Annotated in this window: 19 protein-coding genes; 13 read left to right on the forward strand and 6 right to left on the reverse strand. The window is 58.2% G+C overall.

Annotated features, from left to right (window positions below; translation table 11 throughout):
• Window positions 1-57: 57 nt before the first annotated feature.
• From ffh to rplS, 7 genes are all read left to right on the forward strand, one after another.
• Window positions 58-1,407, forward strand: coding sequence for a signal recognition particle protein (gene ffh, locus ACTRW9_RS00810; RefSeq protein WP_442426499.1), 1,350 nt, complete (start codon window positions 58-60; stop codon window positions 1,405-1,407).
• Window positions 1,408-1,491: 84 nt separating this feature from the next.
• Entirely contained in the window at window positions 1,492-1,737 is a 246-nt protein-coding gene (rpsP, locus tag ACTRW9_RS00815) for a 30S ribosomal protein S16 (protein WP_005008731.1), read from the forward strand.
• 130 nt (window positions 1,738-1,867) lie between these two features.
• Window positions 1,868-2,098 carry a KH domain-containing protein gene (locus ACTRW9_RS00820; protein WP_042252102.1) on the forward strand — a complete coding sequence of 77 codons (231 nt, stop codon included), beginning with the start codon at window positions 1,868-1,870 and terminating at the stop codon, window positions 2,096-2,098.
• A 3-nt stretch (window positions 2,099-2,101) separates the two neighbouring features.
• Window positions 2,102-2,617 carry a ribosome maturation factor RimM gene (gene rimM / locus ACTRW9_RS00825; protein WP_442426500.1) on the forward strand — a complete coding sequence of 172 codons (516 nt, stop codon included), beginning with the start codon at window positions 2,102-2,104 and terminating at the stop codon, window positions 2,615-2,617.
• Window positions 2,618-2,639: 22 nt separating this feature from the next.
• Window positions 2,640-3,305, forward strand: a complete 666-nt coding sequence (trmD, locus tag ACTRW9_RS00830) for a tRNA (guanosine(37)-N1)-methyltransferase TrmD (protein WP_442428483.1) — start codon at window positions 2,640-2,642, stop codon at window positions 3,303-3,305.
• Window positions 3,306-3,330: 25 nt separating this feature from the next.
• On the forward strand, window positions 3,331-3,909 hold the full coding sequence (locus ACTRW9_RS00835) for an RNA methyltransferase (protein WP_442427942.1): 579 nt from the start codon (window positions 3,331-3,333) through the stop codon (window positions 3,907-3,909).
• Between the two features lie 75 nt (window positions 3,910-3,984).
• Window positions 3,985-4,404 (forward strand): 50S ribosomal protein L19, encoded by a 420-nt coding sequence (gene rplS / locus ACTRW9_RS00840; RefSeq protein WP_442426502.1) that lies wholly within the window; start codon window positions 3,985-3,987, stop codon window positions 4,402-4,404.
• A 79-nt stretch (window positions 4,405-4,483) separates the two neighbouring features.
• On the opposite strand, the gene ACTRW9_RS00845 is transcribed toward rplS, so the two are convergent.
• Window positions 4,484-5,296 carry a M48 family metallopeptidase gene (locus ACTRW9_RS00845; RefSeq protein WP_442427943.1) on the reverse strand — a complete coding sequence of 271 codons (813 nt, stop codon included), beginning with the start codon at window positions 5,294-5,296 and terminating at the stop codon, window positions 4,484-4,486.
• A gap of 133 nt (window positions 5,297-5,429) precedes the next feature.
• Between ACTRW9_RS00845 and ACTRW9_RS00850 the strand changes: the two genes are divergently transcribed.
• Together ACTRW9_RS00850 and recJ are read left to right on the forward strand one after the other, a co-directional pair.
• Window positions 5,430-6,101: a ribonuclease HII gene (locus tag ACTRW9_RS00850; RefSeq protein WP_442428484.1), complete on the forward strand. Its 672-nt coding sequence runs from the start codon at window positions 5,430-5,432 to the stop codon at window positions 6,099-6,101.
• A gap of 61 nt (window positions 6,102-6,162) precedes the next feature.
• Window positions 6,163-7,911 (forward strand): single-stranded-DNA-specific exonuclease RecJ, encoded by a 1,749-nt coding sequence (recJ, locus tag ACTRW9_RS00855; protein WP_442427944.1) that lies wholly within the window; start codon window positions 6,163-6,165, stop codon window positions 7,909-7,911.
• 4 nt (window positions 7,912-7,915) lie between these two features.
• Here recJ and ACTRW9_RS00860 read toward each other — a convergent pair whose 3' ends face one another.
• From ACTRW9_RS00860 to ACTRW9_RS00870, 3 genes are all read right to left on the reverse strand, one after another.
• Window positions 7,916-10,495, reverse strand: a complete 2,580-nt coding sequence (locus ACTRW9_RS00860; protein ID WP_442427945.1) for an ABC transporter permease — start codon at window positions 10,493-10,495, stop codon at window positions 7,916-7,918.
• Between the two features lie 4 nt (window positions 10,496-10,499).
• Entirely contained in the window at window positions 10,500-11,201 is a 702-nt protein-coding gene (locus tag ACTRW9_RS00865) for an ABC transporter ATP-binding protein (protein WP_442427946.1), read from the reverse strand.
• Between the two features lie 116 nt (window positions 11,202-11,317).
• On the reverse strand, window positions 11,318-12,052 hold the full coding sequence (locus ACTRW9_RS00870) for a hypothetical protein (RefSeq protein WP_442427947.1): 735 nt from the start codon (window positions 12,050-12,052) through the stop codon (window positions 11,318-11,320).
• Between the two features lie 236 nt (window positions 12,053-12,288).
• On the opposite strand from ACTRW9_RS00870, the gene ACTRW9_RS00875 reads away from it, so the two are divergent.
• Window positions 12,289-12,948, forward strand: a complete 660-nt coding sequence (locus tag ACTRW9_RS00875) for a hypothetical protein (RefSeq protein ID WP_442427948.1) — start codon at window positions 12,289-12,291, stop codon at window positions 12,946-12,948.
• A gap of 45 nt (window positions 12,949-12,993) precedes the next feature.
• Here ACTRW9_RS00875 and rfbC read toward each other — a convergent pair whose 3' ends face one another.
• The gene (gene rfbC, locus ACTRW9_RS00880) at window positions 12,994-13,542 is read right to left on the reverse strand and encodes a dTDP-4-dehydrorhamnose 3,5-epimerase (RefSeq protein WP_442427949.1); all 549 of its coding nucleotides are present in this window, start codon (window positions 13,540-13,542) and stop codon (window positions 12,994-12,996) included.
• A gap of 229 nt (window positions 13,543-13,771) precedes the next feature.
• Between rfbC and hisA the strand changes: the two genes are divergently transcribed.
• The 3 genes from hisA (at window position 13,772) to ACTRW9_RS00895 (ending at window position 16,519) form a co-directional block, all read left to right on the forward strand.
• Window positions 13,772-14,506, forward strand: coding sequence for a 1-(5-phosphoribosyl)-5-[(5-phosphoribosylamino)methylideneamino]imidazole-4-carboxamide isomerase (gene hisA, locus ACTRW9_RS00885; RefSeq protein WP_442427950.1), 735 nt, complete (start codon window positions 13,772-13,774; stop codon window positions 14,504-14,506).
• Window positions 14,496-15,332, forward strand: coding sequence for an imidazole glycerol phosphate synthase subunit HisF (gene hisF / locus ACTRW9_RS00890; protein ID WP_442426510.1), 837 nt, complete (start codon window positions 14,496-14,498; stop codon window positions 15,330-15,332). The genes hisA and hisF overlap by 11 nt, the downstream gene beginning before the upstream one ends.
• Window positions 15,333-15,493: 161 nt before the next feature.
• Entirely contained in the window at window positions 15,494-16,519 is a 1,026-nt protein-coding gene (locus tag ACTRW9_RS00895) for a DUF481 domain-containing protein (protein WP_442427951.1), read from the forward strand.
• On the opposite strand, the gene ACTRW9_RS00900 is transcribed toward ACTRW9_RS00895, so the two are convergent.
• Window positions 16,520-16,981, reverse strand: a complete 462-nt coding sequence (locus ACTRW9_RS00900; RefSeq protein ID WP_442427952.1) for a DUF3592 domain-containing protein — start codon at window positions 16,979-16,981, stop codon at window positions 16,520-16,522.
• Window positions 16,982-17,269: the final 288 nt, after the last annotated feature.

A 17,269-nucleotide genomic window follows, 5' to 3' on the forward strand; every position in this document is an offset into this window, starting at 1 on the left:
AGTATATGGTAGCCCAATAAGGTAACCAATTCCCGTAAATTCTGGTATTTGAAGCGCATGTTCCAAAACCTGTCCGAGCGCCTGGAAGCCGTCTATAAAAAGCTCAAGGGTCGCGGCAAATTAAAAGAAAGCGATGTCGATGAGGCCCTCCGCGAAATCCGCGTGGCCCTCATTGAAGCCGATGTCAGCCTCCCCGTCATCAAGGATTTCCTCGCGCAGGTGCGGGAAAAATCCATCGGCCAGGAGATCCTGAACAGCCTGACACCCGGCCACCAGATGGTCAAGATCGTCAACGACGAGCTGGAACACCTGCTCGGCGATGAAGTCAGCCCCATCCGGTTTACCGACCAGCCGCCCACCATCGTCCTGATGGTCGGCCTGCAGGGTTCGGGTAAAACCACCACCGTCGGCAAACTGGCCAAACAGTGGAAAAAGAACGGCAAGAACGTCCTGCTCGTTCCGGCGGACGTGTACCGTCCGGCGGCCATCGAACAGTTGAACATTCTGGGGCGCGAACTCGGCATCGACGTGTACGACGCACAGGGCGAGAGCGATCCCGTCGCCATCTGTGAAAAGGCCGTACAGCAGGCGAAGAAGGAATTGCGTTACGCCGTGATCCTCGACACCGCCGGCCGCCAGCAGGTGGACGAGGCGCTGATGGACGAGGTCCGGCGCATCAAGGAAAAAATCGAGCCGCACGAGGTGCTGTTCGTTGCCGACTCGATGATGGGCCAGCAGGCGGCGGACATCGCGAAATCGTTTCAGGACGCAGTCGGCATCGACGGCGTCATCCTGACGAAGATGGACGGCGACGCCCGTGGCGGCGCGGCGCTCTCCATCAAGACCGTCACCGGCAAACCGATCAAGTTCATCGGTACCGGAGAGAAACTCGACGCGCTGGAACCGTTCCACCCGGACCGCATCGTGTCGCGCATCCTCGGTATGGGCGACGTGATGTCGCTCATCGACAAGGCGGAACAGGCGTACGACCAGGAACAGCGCGAAGAGCTGGGCCGCAAGGTCAAAAAGAATTCATTCGATCTGGAAGATTTCCGCGATCAGCTTCAGCAGTTCCGCAAGATGGGGTCCATGCAGGAGTTGCTGGGCATGATCCCCGGCGCGGGCAAGATGCTGAAAGGCGTGCAGATCGACGACAAGGCATTCGTGCGCGTGGAAGCGATCATCAATTCCATGACGCCGCGCGAACGCGCGAACCACAACGTGATCAACGGCAGCCGCAAGCGGCGCATCGCCACCGGCAGCGGCACCACGGTCAACGAGGTCAACAAACTGCTCAAGCAGTTCGCGCAGATGAAAAAGATGATGAAGAAAGTATCATCGGGAAAAATGGGACGCTTCAATCCCGGCAGTTTTCTTGGCGGCCGGGGGATGAGCCCCTTTGGTTAAATCCGGTTCCCTCACGCGCCCCGCAAGCGGCGGCCGTGGAGGCACCCCGCAACAACCTTTTATCGAAACATTCAGGAGGAAATTTTGGCAGTAGTCATTCGCTTAACCCGACGAGGAGCAAAAAAGAAGCCGTTTTACCGGGTGGTCGCTACCGATTCCCGGTCGCCGCGTGACGGTAAGTTTCTGGAGATCATCGGAACTTACGATCCGCTGAAGACCGAGGACGCTGTGAAGATCGACGCCGAGAAAGCGCAGAGCTGGATTCAGAAAGGCGCCAAACCTTCGCGTACGGTGGCCACCCTGCTCAAGCAGGCTGGTGTCGGCCAGTAATACCGTTCAAGCTCCGGTTTCCGTTTTTTTGATCCCGTTTTTCGTCAATCGGTCCATATCTGTCTCTGAACGTAACATGAACCTGATTCAGCGTGACTTATCAACCGTTGGCTTCGTGGAGGGATCGGGCATGAAAGATCTAATTGAAATTATCGCGAAAGCGTTGGTGGACCATCCGGAAGAAGTCAATATTCGGGAAGTTGAAGGGGAGAAGACCACGGTGCTCGAGTTGAGAGTCGCCAAGGACGATCTCGGAAAGGTGATCGGCAAGCAGGGCAAAACCGCCCGCGCCATGCGCACCATCCTCAACGCCAACGCCACCAAACTCAAAAAGCGCGCCGTGCTGGAGATCATTGAGTGACGCATGGAATGGATTGCGGTCGGACGGGTCACCAAACCCCACGGGCTGAAAGGGGAACTCAAGCTCCACCCTTTCGTGTCCGACACCTCTCTCCTGAAAACCATACGGCACGGCCGGATGGAGATGGACGGCGGTCCCCGCGAATGGGTCATTGAGTCGGTTCGCGGCGCAGGCATCCCCCTCATCATCAAATTTCAGCACTGCGACACCCCGGAGCAGGCGCGGGAACTGGCCGGAAATACGCTGGAAGTGCCGGACACGGATTTTCCCGGCCTGGCCGAAGGCGAATACTACTGGTTCCAGATCCTCGATCTCCGCGTGTTCGACGAAGACGGCCGCTTCTACGGCATCGTTGACGAAATCATCGAAACCGGTAGCAACGACGTGTACGTCGTGAAAGACGGCGAAAAGGAACTCCTCCTGCCGATGATCGATTCCGTCGTCAAAAAAATCGATCTCGACGAACGCACCCTCATTTTTCACAAGGTCGAAGGACTCGTTGAAGACCATCCGGTTTGACATCATCACCATCTTTCCGGGGATGTTCGCCTCCCCGTTCAACGAAAGCATCCTCAAGCGCGCGCAGGAACAGGGGCTGGTGCGGATTGGCGTGCACGACCTGCGCGAACACACCCTCGACAAGCACAACCGCGTGGACGACTACCCCTTCGGCGGCGGCGCGGGCATGGTGATGGGCGTGGAGCCGATCGACCGCGCGGTGCAGTCCGTCAAGCAACAGTCGCCGAACGCCCACACCATTCTGCTCTCCCCTTCGGGCCGCCCGTTCGACCAGGCCAAGGCGTGGGAGCTGTCCAGAAAAGAATCCCTCATCCTCATTTGCGGCCGTTACGAAGGCGTGGACGAACGCGTGCGTGAATGCGTTGTCGATGAAGACCTGTCGGTCGGCGACTACGTGCTCTCCGGCGGAGAGATTCCGGCAATGGTGCTGGTGGAGGCGGTGTCGCGCCTGGTGCCCGGCGTCATCGGTGATGAAACCTGCCTCGATGAGGAATCGTTCAGCCAGGGTCTGCTCGAATACCCGCAATACACGCGGCCGCGCGACTACAAAGGGTGGACCGTGCCGGACGTGCTGACCTCCGGAGACCACAAGAAAATCCGCGACTGGCAGAAAGACGAGGCCCGCAAAAAAACCCGGCTGAACCGCCCCGATCTTCTGGACGACGCTCCGGAAGGTGTATCCGAATAACCCGACTCTTCCAGGAACCCGTTTCGTGACCGACCCGACCGCCTCCAACATCCACATCGCGCTGGTGCATTTTCCGGTGTACAACAAGGTGGGCGACATCGTGACCTCATCCGTCACCACGCTCGACGTGCACGACATCTCGCGCATCTCGCGCACCTATGGCATCGCCACCTTCTACGTGGTCACCCCCCTGTCAACCCAGCAGGTGCTGGTGGAGCGCATGATGAAACACTGGCTGGAAGGCCACGGCGCCACCTACAACCCAACCCGCAAGGAGGCGCTGCTGGTCACCCGGGTCACAAACGTGCTGGAGGATGCCGTCGCCGACATCGCCCAACGCACCGGAAAGCGGCCGAAAACGGTGATCCCGGACGCCAAGTCGTTTCCGCAGAGCCGGGACTACCCCGCGATCGGCGAGGAGTTGAAAAACAAGGACGAACAGTACCTGCTGGTGTTCGGCACCGGCTGGGGGCTGGAGCACGGACTGGTAAAACGGGCGGATTTCGTGCTGGCCCCCATTGAGGGCCTGAGCGGCTACAATCACCTGCCCGTGCGCGCCGCCGTCGCGGTCATCCTGGACCGGCTTCTGGCCCGGAAGTCCTGATTTTAAAAAATTTATTTGTGCCGGGGCGGGGGAATTTGGTATTATTCCCAATTCCATTCACAGGAGTCCAAAATAATGAATCTGGTGCAACAGATCGAAAAACAGGAAATGAAGGAGGATGCGCCCCAGATCCGCATCGGCGACACCGTACGCGCACACATCCGCATTGTCGAGGGCAACAAGGAACGCGTTCAGGTGGTGGAAGGCGTGGTCATCAAGATGCGCGGTTCCGCCAACCGCAAGACCATCACCGTGCGCAAGGTATCCTTTGGCGTCGGGGTCGAGAGGATTTTCCCCCTGCATTCACCGCGGCTGGAAAAAGTCGAGGTCGTCAAGCACGCCCGCGTTCGCCGCGCCAAGCTGTATTACCTGCGCGAGCTGCGTGGCAAGGCGGCGCGTTTGAAAGAAATCAAGGTGCAGTCCACCAAGAAAACAGGACGCGTGCGCAAGAAGCGGGCCAAAGCCGCCGCCAAGAAAGCGGCCGCCCAGGGCTGAGTTTTCATTTCCTGCAGAAAAAAATCAAGCCGGGCCACATGGCCCGGCTTTTTTATTTTCCAATCCTTAAAAAACCCGGTCAGCGCGCAGGGTTGCGGGGATCATCCCCCAGTTGCTCTTTCCTCATCCCACCCGGGTTATTCAAGCGCTCTTCGTTCATAATATAAAGGAACGATTCACCCAGTCCCTGCTTGTTGGGGTGCGCATTGTAGATCCGCATGGCTTCAGGCAACAGTTGTTCGATGTCGTTCACGCGCCGCTCGTCGGCCGGATGCGTCGATAAAAACTCTGGCGGTTGTCCGCCCCCCTTCATGCTGGAAAACCTCTGCCAGAACCGCATCGCCTCCCTCGGGTCGTACCCCGCTTTCGCCATGTATATGACGCCGATCTCGTCGGCTTCCGTCTCGTTGCCGCGGCTGAACGGCAGCGTCACGCCGTACTGCGCGCCAACACCCAGCGCACCCAGGATCATGCCGCGGTTCTTGTTGTCCGACAGGGTGACCGACGACGCGGCCAGCGCTCCCGTTATGAGCAGTTGTTGCGACATGCGTTGGGCGCCGTGCCGCGCCACGGCGTGTGCGATCTCATGACCCAGCACCGCCGCCAGTCCCGCCTCGTTCGAACACACGGGAAGTATCCCTTCGTACACGCCCACCTTCCCGCCGGGAAGCGCGAACGCGTTCATCTGGTTGGAGGCGAACAACTTGAATTCCCAGTCCAGGTCCGCCATCGACGTCTCGATGACGAGCCTGCGCCCGACGCGTTCGATCACTGTCTGTAAACGCGCATTGGTGGAAAGTGTTTCCTTCTGGAGAATTTCACCGAACGCCTGCTCGCCCAGAGACACTTCCTGCGAGAAGGGAATGAGGATCAGCGCGGATTTTTCCGACACGGGGGTGGTAATGCATCCGTAAACCAATGCACACAACACAAATATTGCGGCAAACCATTTTTTCAACATGGTTTCGATTATACGGTTCGGCAGGAAGCGATTGCAACGGCGGGTTTTTTGAGTTGCCTGCATGATGGGAATACCCTATGATCGGACAAAACGCTGGGGGGTCATGCTCGATTTCGAACGGGAAGCGGAGTCTAACGGGTATCAATGCATCGCCGGTGTGGATGAAGCCGGACGCGGACCGCTGGCCGGTCCCGTGGTCGCCGCGGCGGTGATCCTGCCTGCCGGGCTTTCGATACCCGGACTCGACGATTCGAAAAAACTGACCCCGTCGCAAAGGGAACGTTTGTATTCCGTGATTCTCGATGTGTGCCGCGCGCAGGCGATTGCAGTGGTCGATGCGGCAACGATTGACGCCATCAACATTTTGCAGGCTTCACGCCTTGCCATGAAGCAGGCGGTGGAACAACTCACCCTGCAGACGGACTTCGTGCTCATCGACGGGAACCAGGCGATCGAAATTTCCGCCGATCAACGGACGATCGTGGGCGGAGACGGCAAAAGCCTTTCGATCGCCGCCGCATCCGTGCTGGCCAAAGTGCACCGTGACCGTCTCATGGACGCCTATCATGCCGAGTACCCGCATTACGGGTTCGACCGGCACAAAGGTTACGGCACCCGGTTTCACCGCGACCGCATTCGCGAGTGGGGGCCCTGCCCCATTCACCGCCAAACCTTCAAGGGTGTGAAGGAACACCTGCACGTTCCCGCGACCGCAGACCCCCTTGCCAGCGCCTGAACCATTCATAAACTCCGGCGTTTTACCTGCAACGCCGTTTTGTAACAAGAACGTCTTCACCATGACTGTACTGTCGCTCCTGAAAAAACGATGGGTGTTCGCCGAGCCGGAACCGGATGCGGTGCAACACCTTGCGGACCGCCTGCGCATCTCGCCGCTCACCGCGACGCTGCTGGTCAACCGCTCCATCACCGATGCGGAAGAAGGCCGCGTGTTCCTGGACGCCGACCTGGAAGGCACCCACGACCCGTACCTCATGCGCGACATGGACAAGGCGGTGAAACGCATTCTCACTGCCATCGAGAACGACGAGGGCATCACCATTTTCGGCGACTACGACGTGGATGGCGTCACCTCCACCGCGCTCATGCATCATTTCTTTCACGAGCTCGGCATCCGCTTCGATCACTACCTGCCGGAACGCATGGAGGAAGGTTACGGTGTCAACGAAAACGCGCTCGACGAAATCAAGGCACGCGGCAACAAGCTGGTGATCACCGCCGACTGTGGCATCACCGCCGTCAAACAGGTCGCCTACGCACGGACCATCGGGCTGGACGTCATCGTCACCGACCACCACCAGGTCCCGGAAGAAGGACTGCCCGCCGCGGTGGCGGTGCTCAATCCGTTTCAACCGGATTGTCCTTACCCGTTTAAATTTTTAAGCGGCGTCGGCATCGTGTTCAAACTCGCCGTCGCCATTCGCCGTGCGCTTCGCGATGCCGGGTGGAGCGCCGACCGCCTGCCGAACCTGAAAAAACACCTCGATCTGTTCACGCTGGGCACCATCGCCGACATGGCGCCGCTCACCGGAGAGAACCACGTGCTCACGCACAACGGCCTGGAAGCCCTTCGCACCACGGAAAAACCGGGGCTCGTCGCGCTGAAACACGTTGCCGGGGTCGACGGCAAAGTCGATTCCTTTTCCATCGGATTCGGTCTTGCGCCACGGCTGAACGCGGCGGGACGGCTGGGGCGTGCCGATTCGGGTCTCGACCTTCTGGTCACGCATGACCAGGGGGAGGCGCGGCGCATCGCAGAACAGCTCGACCAGATCAACGAGCAACGCAAGCACACACAACACGGCGTGCAGGAGGAAGCGGAATACCTGATCGAACGCGAGGTCGATCTGGAAAAGGACAAGGTATTGGTGCTGGCGTCCGAAAATTTCCACCAGGGTGTCATCGGCATCGTCGCTTCCAAACTGGCGGACAAGTACTACCGGCCGACGTTCCTGATCGCCATCCGGGACGGCATGGGCAAGGGCTCGGCCCGTAGCATTCCGACGTTCAACCTGTACAAGGCGCTTGCGCAATGCTCGGATCACCTCACGCAATACGGCGGGCACGCGTACGCAGCCGGGCTCAATATCGAGGCCGAACGCATCGACGATTTCCGCCGTGCGATTAATGAGGTTGGAGCGCCCTACCTCACCGACGACCGCATGGTGTCGGAACTCAAGATCGACAGCACGCTGGACCTTCGGGACATTGGCATGGGTGCATACAGGGAAATGCAGAAACTGGGACCTTTCGGCCAGGTGAACACCCTTCCGGTGTTCTGTTCAAGAAGAATCCGCATCCGCGACTTCCGCGAGATCGGCCGCGACCGCACGCACGTACGCTTCCGCGCCACTCAGGGCAAAACAACCGTGAATGTCGTCGGCTTCCGCCTGGCGGAGACGTTCCGCTACCTCGACCCCGACACGTTGATCGACATTGCCTACGAACTGCAGCTGAACACGTGGAACGGGCGCGAGAAAGTTGAATTGAAGCTGCTGGATGTGAGGCCCTCCGACCTGGCAGACTGAACCCTCATTCGACGCGGATGGACTCCCGCGGGTCCTGCCGCATCGCCATCCTGGCCGGGTAGAGTCCCGCCACTGCCGCCACCACACCGAAGAACAACGTCGCCGCCGCCATGAACGCCACCGGATGAAACACCTGGATGGTCCAGCCGAACGACTGCTTGTTGATGACGAATATCAGGATGTAAGACACCACGATTCCCGCGGCCAGCCCCATCAGCGACCCGATCCAGCCCAGCAGTCCCGCCTCGATCAACACCATCTTGCGCAGTTGTTCCGGAAACGCCCCGATGAACCGCAATACCGCCAGTTCCCGGCGACGCTCAATGATGAGCGACACCAGCGTGTTGAACAGGCCGAGGAGCGCCACGCCGATGCCGATGATCTCCAGCGAGTAGGTGATTGCGAAAGTCTTGTCGAAAATGTTGAGCACTTCTTCTTTCAGTTCACCGTAGGAACGCACGATGACCTGGTGCGACGAACCGATGGTGTTGAGGATCGCTTTCCGCACCGTGGGCAGGTGGGCCCTGTCTTCCAGGTACACGACGAAGCTGTTTACGGTCGGGTCGTTGTAATATTTCAAAAACGTACGGCGGTCCACGATGACGTAACCGCGCTCCTGCGAATAATCGTAATAGACCGCGACGATCTCCAGGTTCATCACGCCGTTGGGTGTTTCGATCCTGACCCGGTCACCCACGTCCACCTTGTGCTTGTAGGCAAACGGTTCGGAGACGATGGCGCGGTCGGCCCCGATCATGAAATCGGCAAGTTTCCTTGCAGGTGGGCCGTCCTTGATAACGAGGTTGCCGTGGCGCGACAGTACGGAAAAATCTCCGGACCCCAGAATCGCCGGTTGGTTTTCATACGTGATGTGCAACGCACGGAAGGCGTCCACCGCCTTCACACCGTCGAGTTGTTTGAGTTCGGCCACCGGTTCCAGCGGCAACGTGTACTGGTAGTCGATGTGTTTGCCCCCGGCCGCACGCACGAACAGGTCGGCTTTTAAAGTCTGGTCGATCCACACCGTCACCGTCTGGCGGAAACTGTGCACCATGATCGACATGCTGATGACCATCATGAAGGCGATGGCAAGAGATGACACGGCAATGGCGTTGCGTCCCACGTTCTGTGTGAGGTTGCGGCTGGCGAGCAGACCCTCCCCGCCGAACCAGCGTTTGCACAGGTTGTGCGACAGGTCGCGCAGGACCACCAGCGCGCCGGGCGACAGAAACGACATGCCGAGGATGACGAAGAACACCGCAGCGAACCCCAGCCAGGGGAAGCCTCCGATGGCGGGCAAAGGCACGCACGCCACCGCCCAGGCCAGGCACGCCAGCCCCAGGTAAGTCAGCCTGCGGTTGCCACGGAAAACTTTCAGATCGTAACTGCCGCGGCGCATCACCTGCGTCGGGTGAGTGGTCGCCGCATCGTATGCGGGAAGCAATGCCGAGCACAACGACAAGACCACCCCCAGCAAGAAATAGGGAATGCCCTCGCTCCAGTGAAAATCGAAGTCCGCCACGTTGGCGGACACGTACAGGTTCTGCACGGTGAGGGTGATGGCCTGCAATGAAAACTTCGCCAGAAAATAGCCGATGGCGACGCCGAAAGCCGAACCGATGGCGCCGATCACCCCTGCCTCCAGGATGAAGATGGCGGCGATCCAGTAAGGCGACGCACCCAGCGCGCGCAGGGTGCCGATCTCCGTCCGGCGGCGCACCACCGATAGCGAGATCATGTTGTAAATGAGGTACAGCCCGACCAGCAGGGCGACGAAACTGAGCGCGGTCAGGTTGTACTGGAACGCGCGCAACATTTTCTCCACCTGCCTGCCCCGGTGTTGCGGCCGGTCCACGCGCAGAAAATCAGGGAGCACCTGTTTCATCTCCGCCTGCATGCGGTCGAAATTTTTGTCTTTGAGAAACTGGATATCGATGCGGTCGAGCTGTCCGATTTTGCCGAACACGGACTGTGCCGCGGCGATGTCCATCAACGCCACGTTACCCTTGAACGCTTTGGCGATGCCCTTGTTCTCCAGGACCCCCGTGACGCGCAAGGTGACGGGTTGACCGTTGATGATAAATTCGATGGCATCCCCCGGCTGAAAATTCTGATCGGGAATGAACGTCTCCGGGATGACGATGCCGCGCGGATCGAGGATGAGGGGAAGGAGGCCCTGCAGGGTGTCGTCGGCGGTCTTCAATGAAAAATCGCGGATGCCGCTGTCCTGCAACAGGTCCGTGCCGAGGATTTCCACCACTTCCTCGCTTTTTGTTTCCACCCCATACCCCTCGATCACCGGGTACGCTTTGATGGTATCGCGTAGTGGCAGCAGTTTTTTGAAAACCGCTTCGTCGAAAGGAACACCGTCGGCATGCACTACCGCGTTGGCGCGGCCGAGCACCAGGTCCACGGTTTCAGTGAAGGAGCTCAGCGTCTGCCGGTTGGCGAGCTGGATGCTCAAAAACACTGCGACGCCCAGCGCCACGCCGACGGTGGTGATGAAAAACCGGAACGGGTCGCGCCACAGGGGACGCACGATGAGCGGGCCGAACAGGTTTTTGAAATACACCGCTTCCCTCATGACGTCACCCGCCCGTGTTGCCGTTGACGGTTTGCAGGCGACCGTCCTGAATGCGGAAATGACGGTTGCCGTACTCGGCGGCGGTGGGATTGTGCGTCACCACCACAACCGTGGTTGCAAAATCGTCCGATGCTTTTTTGAGAATGTCGAGAATCTTGTGCCCGTTTTCGGAATCGAGGTTGCCGGTGGGTTCGTCCGCAAGCACGATCGACGGCTGGTGAACCAATGCGCGGGCGATGGCGACCCGCTGCATCTCGCCGCCGGACATCTCCGCCGGAAACGAGTCCTTGCGTGCAAGCAGGCCGACGTAATCGAGGAGCGTTTCGATGGATTGCCGGGTGCGGCCTGGGGCGCCGCTCAGCAAGAGAGGCAGTTCCACGTTCTCCCAAACGGTCAAGGTGGGAAGCAGGTTGAAGAACTGGAACACAAAACCGATCTCTTTCCGCCGCAGTTCCGTGAGCTGGCGGTCGTTCATTTCCGAAACATGATTCCCGTTGATGTGGATGTCGCCTTCGTCCGGCCGGTCGAGTCCGCCCATGAGGTTGAGGAGGGTTGTTTTCCCTCCACCGCTCGGCCCCATGATGGTTACGAAATCGCCCTGGATCAACTGCATGTCGATGCCGGAGAGCGCAGTGACGCGCACCGATCCCGCCTGGTAGAACCGTGAAACGTTTTCAAGAGTGATGATGGGATGGGCTGTGGGCATGACAATACGCTCCAGAACACAAACGAAGCGCCATCATACCAGAGTTTGAACGGGGACCAAGGCACAGATCCCCCCTTGCAGGACAGGGGTTTGAAAAGCGGGGCTGACTTGAAGGCTTAATCGTCGGAGTCGGGGGATTCGACAGGATTGGAGGAGGCAGAGGGAGCCGACTCTGTCGGAGCAGGCTCAGGTGTAGAGGTCTCAACGGTATCGCCTCCGTCTTCCTTTGGAAATTGCAACCGGTCTTTCAGAAACTCCAGGAAATCGCCGAACTGGTGCACGATGTTTGCCTCATCCATTTTTCCGGCGGCGAGTTTGGAGAACACCGCATCCAGCACCGATTCCACCAACGCAGGGAAGTCGCGAACGTTGCTTGGATCGGGCAAGCCGTGTTGCAGAGAAGGATTACCCGCAGGGCCGCCTTGCGGTGCACGGGAGAAACGGGTTCCCTGAACCGACGCGAAGGTGGTTTTCTCCAGCTCCAACGACAATTCCTGAATGACGCCCAGGTTGTCCGCCAGAGTGGTTGCAGAACCGGCGAGATCGATGTCCCGTCCCGCGAAAAAATCCGCGGCCAGCGGATCGACCAAATCCACGAGACGCCGGATGGAAGCCAACTCGTCTTCGTTGAGGTCGCCCTGCACCGTAACCGAATACCGGGACGCGGCGATAGCAGTCAGGGAAAACCGTTCCACGACGGATCCGTCGGCCGTTCGTGTCTGGCTTCGCGAGCCGGAGACCGCGCGATCGGAGCCAAAAGAAATCTGGACCTTATCGCCTTCCTGGGTGGTCAGGTTCAGGTCACCGGACAAAGAGACGCCCGCATTCACCTTCACGCCTTGATGGGCCAAAATCGCTGAATTTTCGGAAATGGGACGAATTTCCATGATAACCGCTACATATTTGATTTAATTTGCAATAACTACATTTCCAATTGAAACCTTTTCCTTTATAATTAACGGCAGGCACTGTGAAATACTTAAGGCTGGGCCGCCTGTTTTTGAACCCCCAGGTGTAGCCGAAAGCAAAATGATTGTGAAACGCCGTGTTATCCGGCATTGCCCCAATCCTAAACGGGTCTTTAACGATGGAAGAATACACACCTTTATTCATTGAAGAATCGCAACGGACCAAGCAGTTCCGCCGTGTGATCGTACGCAAAACCATTCAACTGATGCGCCAGTACCCCAAGGCTTCCGACGAGGAAATCCAGACCATGGCGGAAAATGAAGCGGTGCAGATTTGCGACCTCTGCGTGGAATCTTCGTTCGAAGAAGGGTCGCGTCCGCTCATCGAACAGTACTTCCTCACGGAAAAAGAGGGCCAGCGGCGCAACCACGTGGGCAGATTCTTTCTGCACAAGCTCGAAGACCAGTTGAAGGGACCGCTGTTCAAGGAATGCCTTTTCCCCTTACTCGCCGACTCCGTCAAATCCCTGCTCGGTGAAGAGAAGTACGACATTTACACAGGGCGCATCAAGGCGTTTTTACAGGAAATGGGTCAGCAGGGCATGTCATACAACGAATCGATGGACTCCCAACCCGCGTATGAGATCATGGAAGAGATCATCGGGGAATATTTGAAGGAGATGAAAAGTTTCCCGAAATTCCAGGAACAGTTGAAAAGTCAGATCGACGACGCACTGGGCACGTACCAGTCCAAAAACCCGGAAAAGGTGGTCAACATCGACAAGAACGTGCAGTTGATTTTCGACAAGTTCATGCACTCGCTTGAAATCAACTCCTGATCCTCGTCCAACCGGACACGATGCCTCAACCCACCGGGGGAACCCCTAGCACTTGACCTGGGGCGGTAGAATGTTTTTCAATCGCGGGTGATGCCGGTCTTTCTCCGAAAGCACCGGATTTTTCACCGGCCAGTCGATGCCCACTTCCGGATCGTTCCAGATCAGTCCTCCCTCGTCTTCCGGATGGTAATACTCAGAACACTTGTAAATCACCTCCGCCGTTTTGCTGAGCACACAATAACCGTGTGCGAATCCAGAGGGAAGGAACAACTGACGCTTGTTGTCGGCGGACAGGGTGCGGCCCACCCAGCGACCAAATGAAGGGGAATCCGGACGCACGTCCACCGCCACGTCGTACACCTCGCCCTGCACCACACGAACCAGCTTGGCCTGACCGTGCCGAACCTGGTAATGCATGCCTCTCAGGACGCCCTGGCTCGACTTCGCGTGATTGTCCTGAACGAACTCCACGTCGATGCCGTGACTTTTGAAATGGGAACGGACGTAGGTTTCCAGGAAAAACCCGCGCGGGTCTTCATGCACAACGGGTTCTATAAGAATCACGCCGTCCAGTTCGGTGGGAATGAATTTCATGAATTGTCCTTTCGCCGCCCGCAGGGCGTACGTGGCGGAATTGTACCGTAAAGGAGGAACGCTTTCCACCGCCCTCCGGGCCGCTTTCGAAAGGGCTTGCCGGGATCCACGGTGAACCCTGCTAAAATGGACCCGGGTGAGCGACCCGGCGGTCACGTTGACAGTCCCCGTTCTTCTCCTTATAATCCATCCGTTTTCTTCCAAACCCCGAACTCAGGAGATCCCATTCGTGCGCGTCATTCCGGCAGTTGACATCAAGGGGGGTCGGTGCGTCCGCCTCACCCAGGGCAAGGCGGACCAGGAAACCGTGTATTCCGACGATCCTGCGGACATGGCCGCCCACTGGGACGAACAGGGCGCCCAGTTGATCCACGTGGTCGATCTGGACGGTGCATTCGACGGACGCCCGGTGAACCAGGACCTCATCAAAAACATCATCTACAGCAGCACCGTGGACATCCAGGTCGGGGGCGGCATTCGGAACCTGGAAACCATCGAAGCTTACGTCAACGCGGGTGTGTACCGCGTGATCCTCGGCACCATCGCACAGCAGGAACCGGAGTTCGTCGCCGAAGCCTGCAAACGCTTTCCCGGAAAGATCATGGTCGGCATCGACGCCCGCGACGGAATGGTTGCCGTGAAAGGCTGGGTGGAGGTATCCGACCAGAAGGCCACCGATCTGGCAAAGCAGATGGAACCGATGGGCGTCGCCGGGTTCATCTTCACAGACATCAGCCGCGACGGCATGATGCAGGGTCCGAACCTGGAAAGCATCCGTGCCTTTGCGCAGGCGACGTCGCTTCCCGTCATCGCTTCGGGCGGGGTGAGCCGCGTTGAGGACGCCCTCAACCTCGTGCAACTGAAGGACTGCGGCGTCGATGGCATGATCATCGGCAAGGCGCTTTACGACAAGAGCATCGACTACCGAGACGTGCTTTCGCAGGTGCAGGCGCATGCTGGCTAAACGCATCATTCCCTGCCTGGACGTCAAAGACGGGCGCGTGGTGAAAGGTGTGCAGTTCGTCAACCTGCGCGATGCAGGCGATCCCGTTGAGATCGCCGCCGCTTACGAAAAAGAAGGAGCGGATGAGTTGACGTTTCTGGACATCACCGCCTCGCACGAAAAGCGCGGCATCATTCTGGACGTCGTGCAACGCACTGCGGAAAACGTATTCATGCCGCTCACCGTGGGTGGCGGCGTGCGCACGCTGGACGACATCCGCAACCTGTTGAAAGCGGGCGCGGACAAAGTCGCCATCAACACGGCGGCCGTGCACAATCCGGAGTTCGTCAAGCAGGCGGCGGAGAAATTCGGAAGCCAGTGCATCGTCGTCGCCATCGACGCCAAGCAGGTGAACCGCAACCAGCCGCCAAACCCGCCTGCGGTGGAATGGAAGAACCAGCACCCCACCCTGTTCGTCATGCCGGAAGCGCCCGAACCCGCGTGGGAGGTGTACACGCACGGAGGACGCAACCCGATGGGCATCAATGCCGTTTTGTGGGCGCGGCTGATGGAATCCTATGGAGCCGGCGAGATTCTGTTGACGAGCATGGATCGTGACGGTACGAAAGCGGGATACGACCTGCCGCTCAACCGCACCGTGGCCGAGGCCATCACCATTCCGCTCGTCGCATCCGGAGGGGCAGGAACGCTGGAACACCTTCACGCTGGCATTGTGGAGGGTAAGGCGGACGCGGTTCTGGCCGCTTCCATCTTCCATTTCAAGGAACTGACCATTCCCGAAAGCAAGCGGTACCTCAAACAACGTGGCATCGCCATCCGCATTTGAAGTTTTTTCCCTGTTACGATACGTTTGTTTTTCCCGCCAAATCGTGATTCCGGGTTGATTTTTACCGCTTTCATTTCTATCTTGGTAGGCTCAAAACCGGATGGAGACTTGTCCCATTCGGGCGGATTTTAAAACCACCTTCTCACCCGTGCCCGGCTTCCATGGTTTCTTCTACAGCCGTTCGCAAATTATTTTTTTTCTTCACGCTTTTGACCCTTGTGTGCGTTCCCCCCACTTCATGGGCAGGGGAAGTGCATTTCGGCGACGGCAATGTGCTGAAGGGAACCATCCATTCGTTCAAGGAAGGCAAGCTGACCTTCTCAACCGATTATGCAAAGAAAATCAAGATTCCGGTGGAGGAGATCCAGACCATCACCACCGAGGAAGTCGTTACCGTCGAGCTGAAAACGGGAGGGATTTTAAAGGGCCGGCTGGTGACAAGGGAAGATGGCAGCATGGGGATCGAACTCATTCCCATGGAGGAAGTGGTGTCCCTTCGCTGGGACGAGATCAAATACATCAACAGAACCCCGCGGAGGTGGACGGGCAATGTGTTTGTCGGCGGGTCCCTGCAATCCGGAAACGTGCAGGTGACCAGCATCAGCGCCGGCGCCGAAGCCGAACGGAAATGGGAACGGGACCGTCTGTCCCTCCGCGCCTTCCACAACTACGTCGAACAGGATGGCGAGATCAACAGCAGAAACACCTTCGGCGCGTTCAAGTTCGATCACTTTTTCACGAACCGATTTTACGGGCTGATCAGCACCGAACTTCTGAAAGACGAGTTCAAGAACCTCAACCTGCGCGCCATCATCGGTGGCGGTGTGGGTTACAAATTTTGGGACAACGACACCAAAAACCTGGAGTTCGAACTGGGCGTCACCTATTTTTCTGAAGACTTGAGAGTGGGTGAGGACGAGCGGTTCACGACGGCGCGTATTGCCTCGAACCTCATGTACCTGTTCAATGACAGCCTCAAGTTCACCAACTTCCTGCTGGTGTACCCGAAAATCGCCCAGCCCGCCGAATACCGTTTGCGCAACGAGGCCTCGCTGAACACCAAGTTCACCGAAAGCTGGTCGTTCAAGCTGACCCACATCCTCGATCAGAACTCGAAGCCCTCCCCCGGCATCAAGAAAACCGACCAGACCTTCATCTTTTCCCTTCAATACGAGTTCGGGGGTTGATCAGAACGGCAAGAGGCCCAGGTAGAGCAGGGCTCCAAACACGGCGAAACCCCCACCGATGAGTTGCAGGAAGCCGGAGGTTTCCTCACGAGCTTCCAGGCAGGCTTCCTGCGGATTGTCGGGGTTGTACAAAACTTCCACTTCGCTACCTGCAGGATAGCGGCGGCAGTGTTCTTCGGCACGGTTTCGAAACCCCATTTGCAACTGCCCGCCGATGAGGATCTTGTTGTTCGAGTAGGAACGACCGCCGACGCGGTAACGGTAACGCACGTCGGCGCGGTAGGTGCTGTTGGGAGACTGGTAGCCCCCTCCACTCTTCAGCTTGATGGAGGAACGCTGGACCTTACCCGTTGCCACGGGCCAGAAACGGGCGGCCTCGGCTTTATTCCGGATTCGCCAGGCGTACGCCACGGCGCCCAGTCCGGCCACCGCGAAGATCAGACCCATCCAGTTCACAACCATTATCGATGGACGTCCTTAAAGAAAAAGTGTTGCGGTTCTCAACCTGAAATTGAAAGGTACACGGTAACCGCAAACATGACCCCAAGAAGAGCGAGGAGAGCCTTGAAGATCAACGCCTCTGCAGGGTGGAAAGCAAACCATTCCTGCCAGTTGTGTCGAAGATTATTCCAGCTCCACTTCATAAGGGACCCGGAATCCTCAAATGACGGGGTCCTCCTGCGTCCTGAAAGCGCACCGCCACACACGGCACAGACCCCCGCCCCCTCCTCCACGAAATTTCCGCAATGA

Origin of the sequence: Nitrospina sp. 32_T5 (assembly GCF_052156635.1) — a bacterium.
GTDB lineage: Bacteria > Nitrospinota > Nitrospinia > Nitrospinales > Nitrospinaceae > Nitrospina.

Excerpts from the sequence above, each read along its gene's own strand:
- ffh (WP_442426499.1), top strand. The coding sequence starts at position 58 with ATGTTCCAAAACCTGTCCGAGCGCCTGGAAGCCGTCTATAAAAAGCTC.
- ACTRW9_RS00820 (WP_042252102.1), top strand. The coding sequence starts at position 1,868 with ATGAAAGATCTAATTGAAATTATCGCGAAAGCGTTGGTGGACCATCCG.
- rimM (WP_442426500.1), top strand. The coding sequence starts at position 2,102 with ATGGAATGGATTGCGGTCGGACGGGTCACCAAACCCCACGGGCTGAAA.
- trmD (WP_442428483.1), top strand. The coding sequence starts at position 2,640 with ATGTTCGCCTCCCCGTTCAACGAAAGCATCCTCAAGCGCGCGCAGGAA.
- rplS (WP_442426502.1), top strand. The coding sequence starts at position 3,985 with ATGAATCTGGTGCAACAGATCGAAAAACAGGAAATGAAGGAGGATGCG.
- ACTRW9_RS00850 (WP_442428484.1), top strand. The coding sequence starts at position 5,430 with ATGGGAATACCCTATGATCGGACAAAACGCTGGGGGGTCATGCTCGAT.
- recJ (WP_442427944.1), top strand. The coding sequence starts at position 6,163 with ATGACTGTACTGTCGCTCCTGAAAAAACGATGGGTGTTCGCCGAGCCG.
- ACTRW9_RS00860 (WP_442427945.1), bottom strand. The coding sequence starts at position 10,495 with ATGAGGGAAGCGGTGTATTTCAAAAACCTGTTCGGCCCGCTCATCGTG.
- ACTRW9_RS00865 (WP_442427946.1), bottom strand. The coding sequence starts at position 11,201 with ATGCCCACAGCCCATCCCATCATCACTCTTGAAAACGTTTCACGGTTC.
- ACTRW9_RS00875 (WP_442427948.1), top strand. The coding sequence starts at position 12,289 with ATGGAAGAATACACACCTTTATTCATTGAAGAATCGCAACGGACCAAG.
- rfbC (WP_442427949.1), bottom strand. The coding sequence starts at position 13,542 with ATGAAATTCATTCCCACCGAACTGGACGGCGTGATTCTTATAGAACCC.
- hisF (WP_442426510.1), top strand. The coding sequence starts at position 14,496 with ATGCTGGCTAAACGCATCATTCCCTGCCTGGACGTCAAAGACGGGCGC.
- ACTRW9_RS00895 (WP_442427951.1), top strand. The coding sequence starts at position 15,494 with ATGGTTTCTTCTACAGCCGTTCGCAAATTATTTTTTTTCTTCACGCTT.
- ACTRW9_RS00900 (WP_442427952.1), bottom strand. The coding sequence starts at position 16,981 with ATGGTTGTGAACTGGATGGGTCTGATCTTCGCGGTGGCCGGACTGGGC.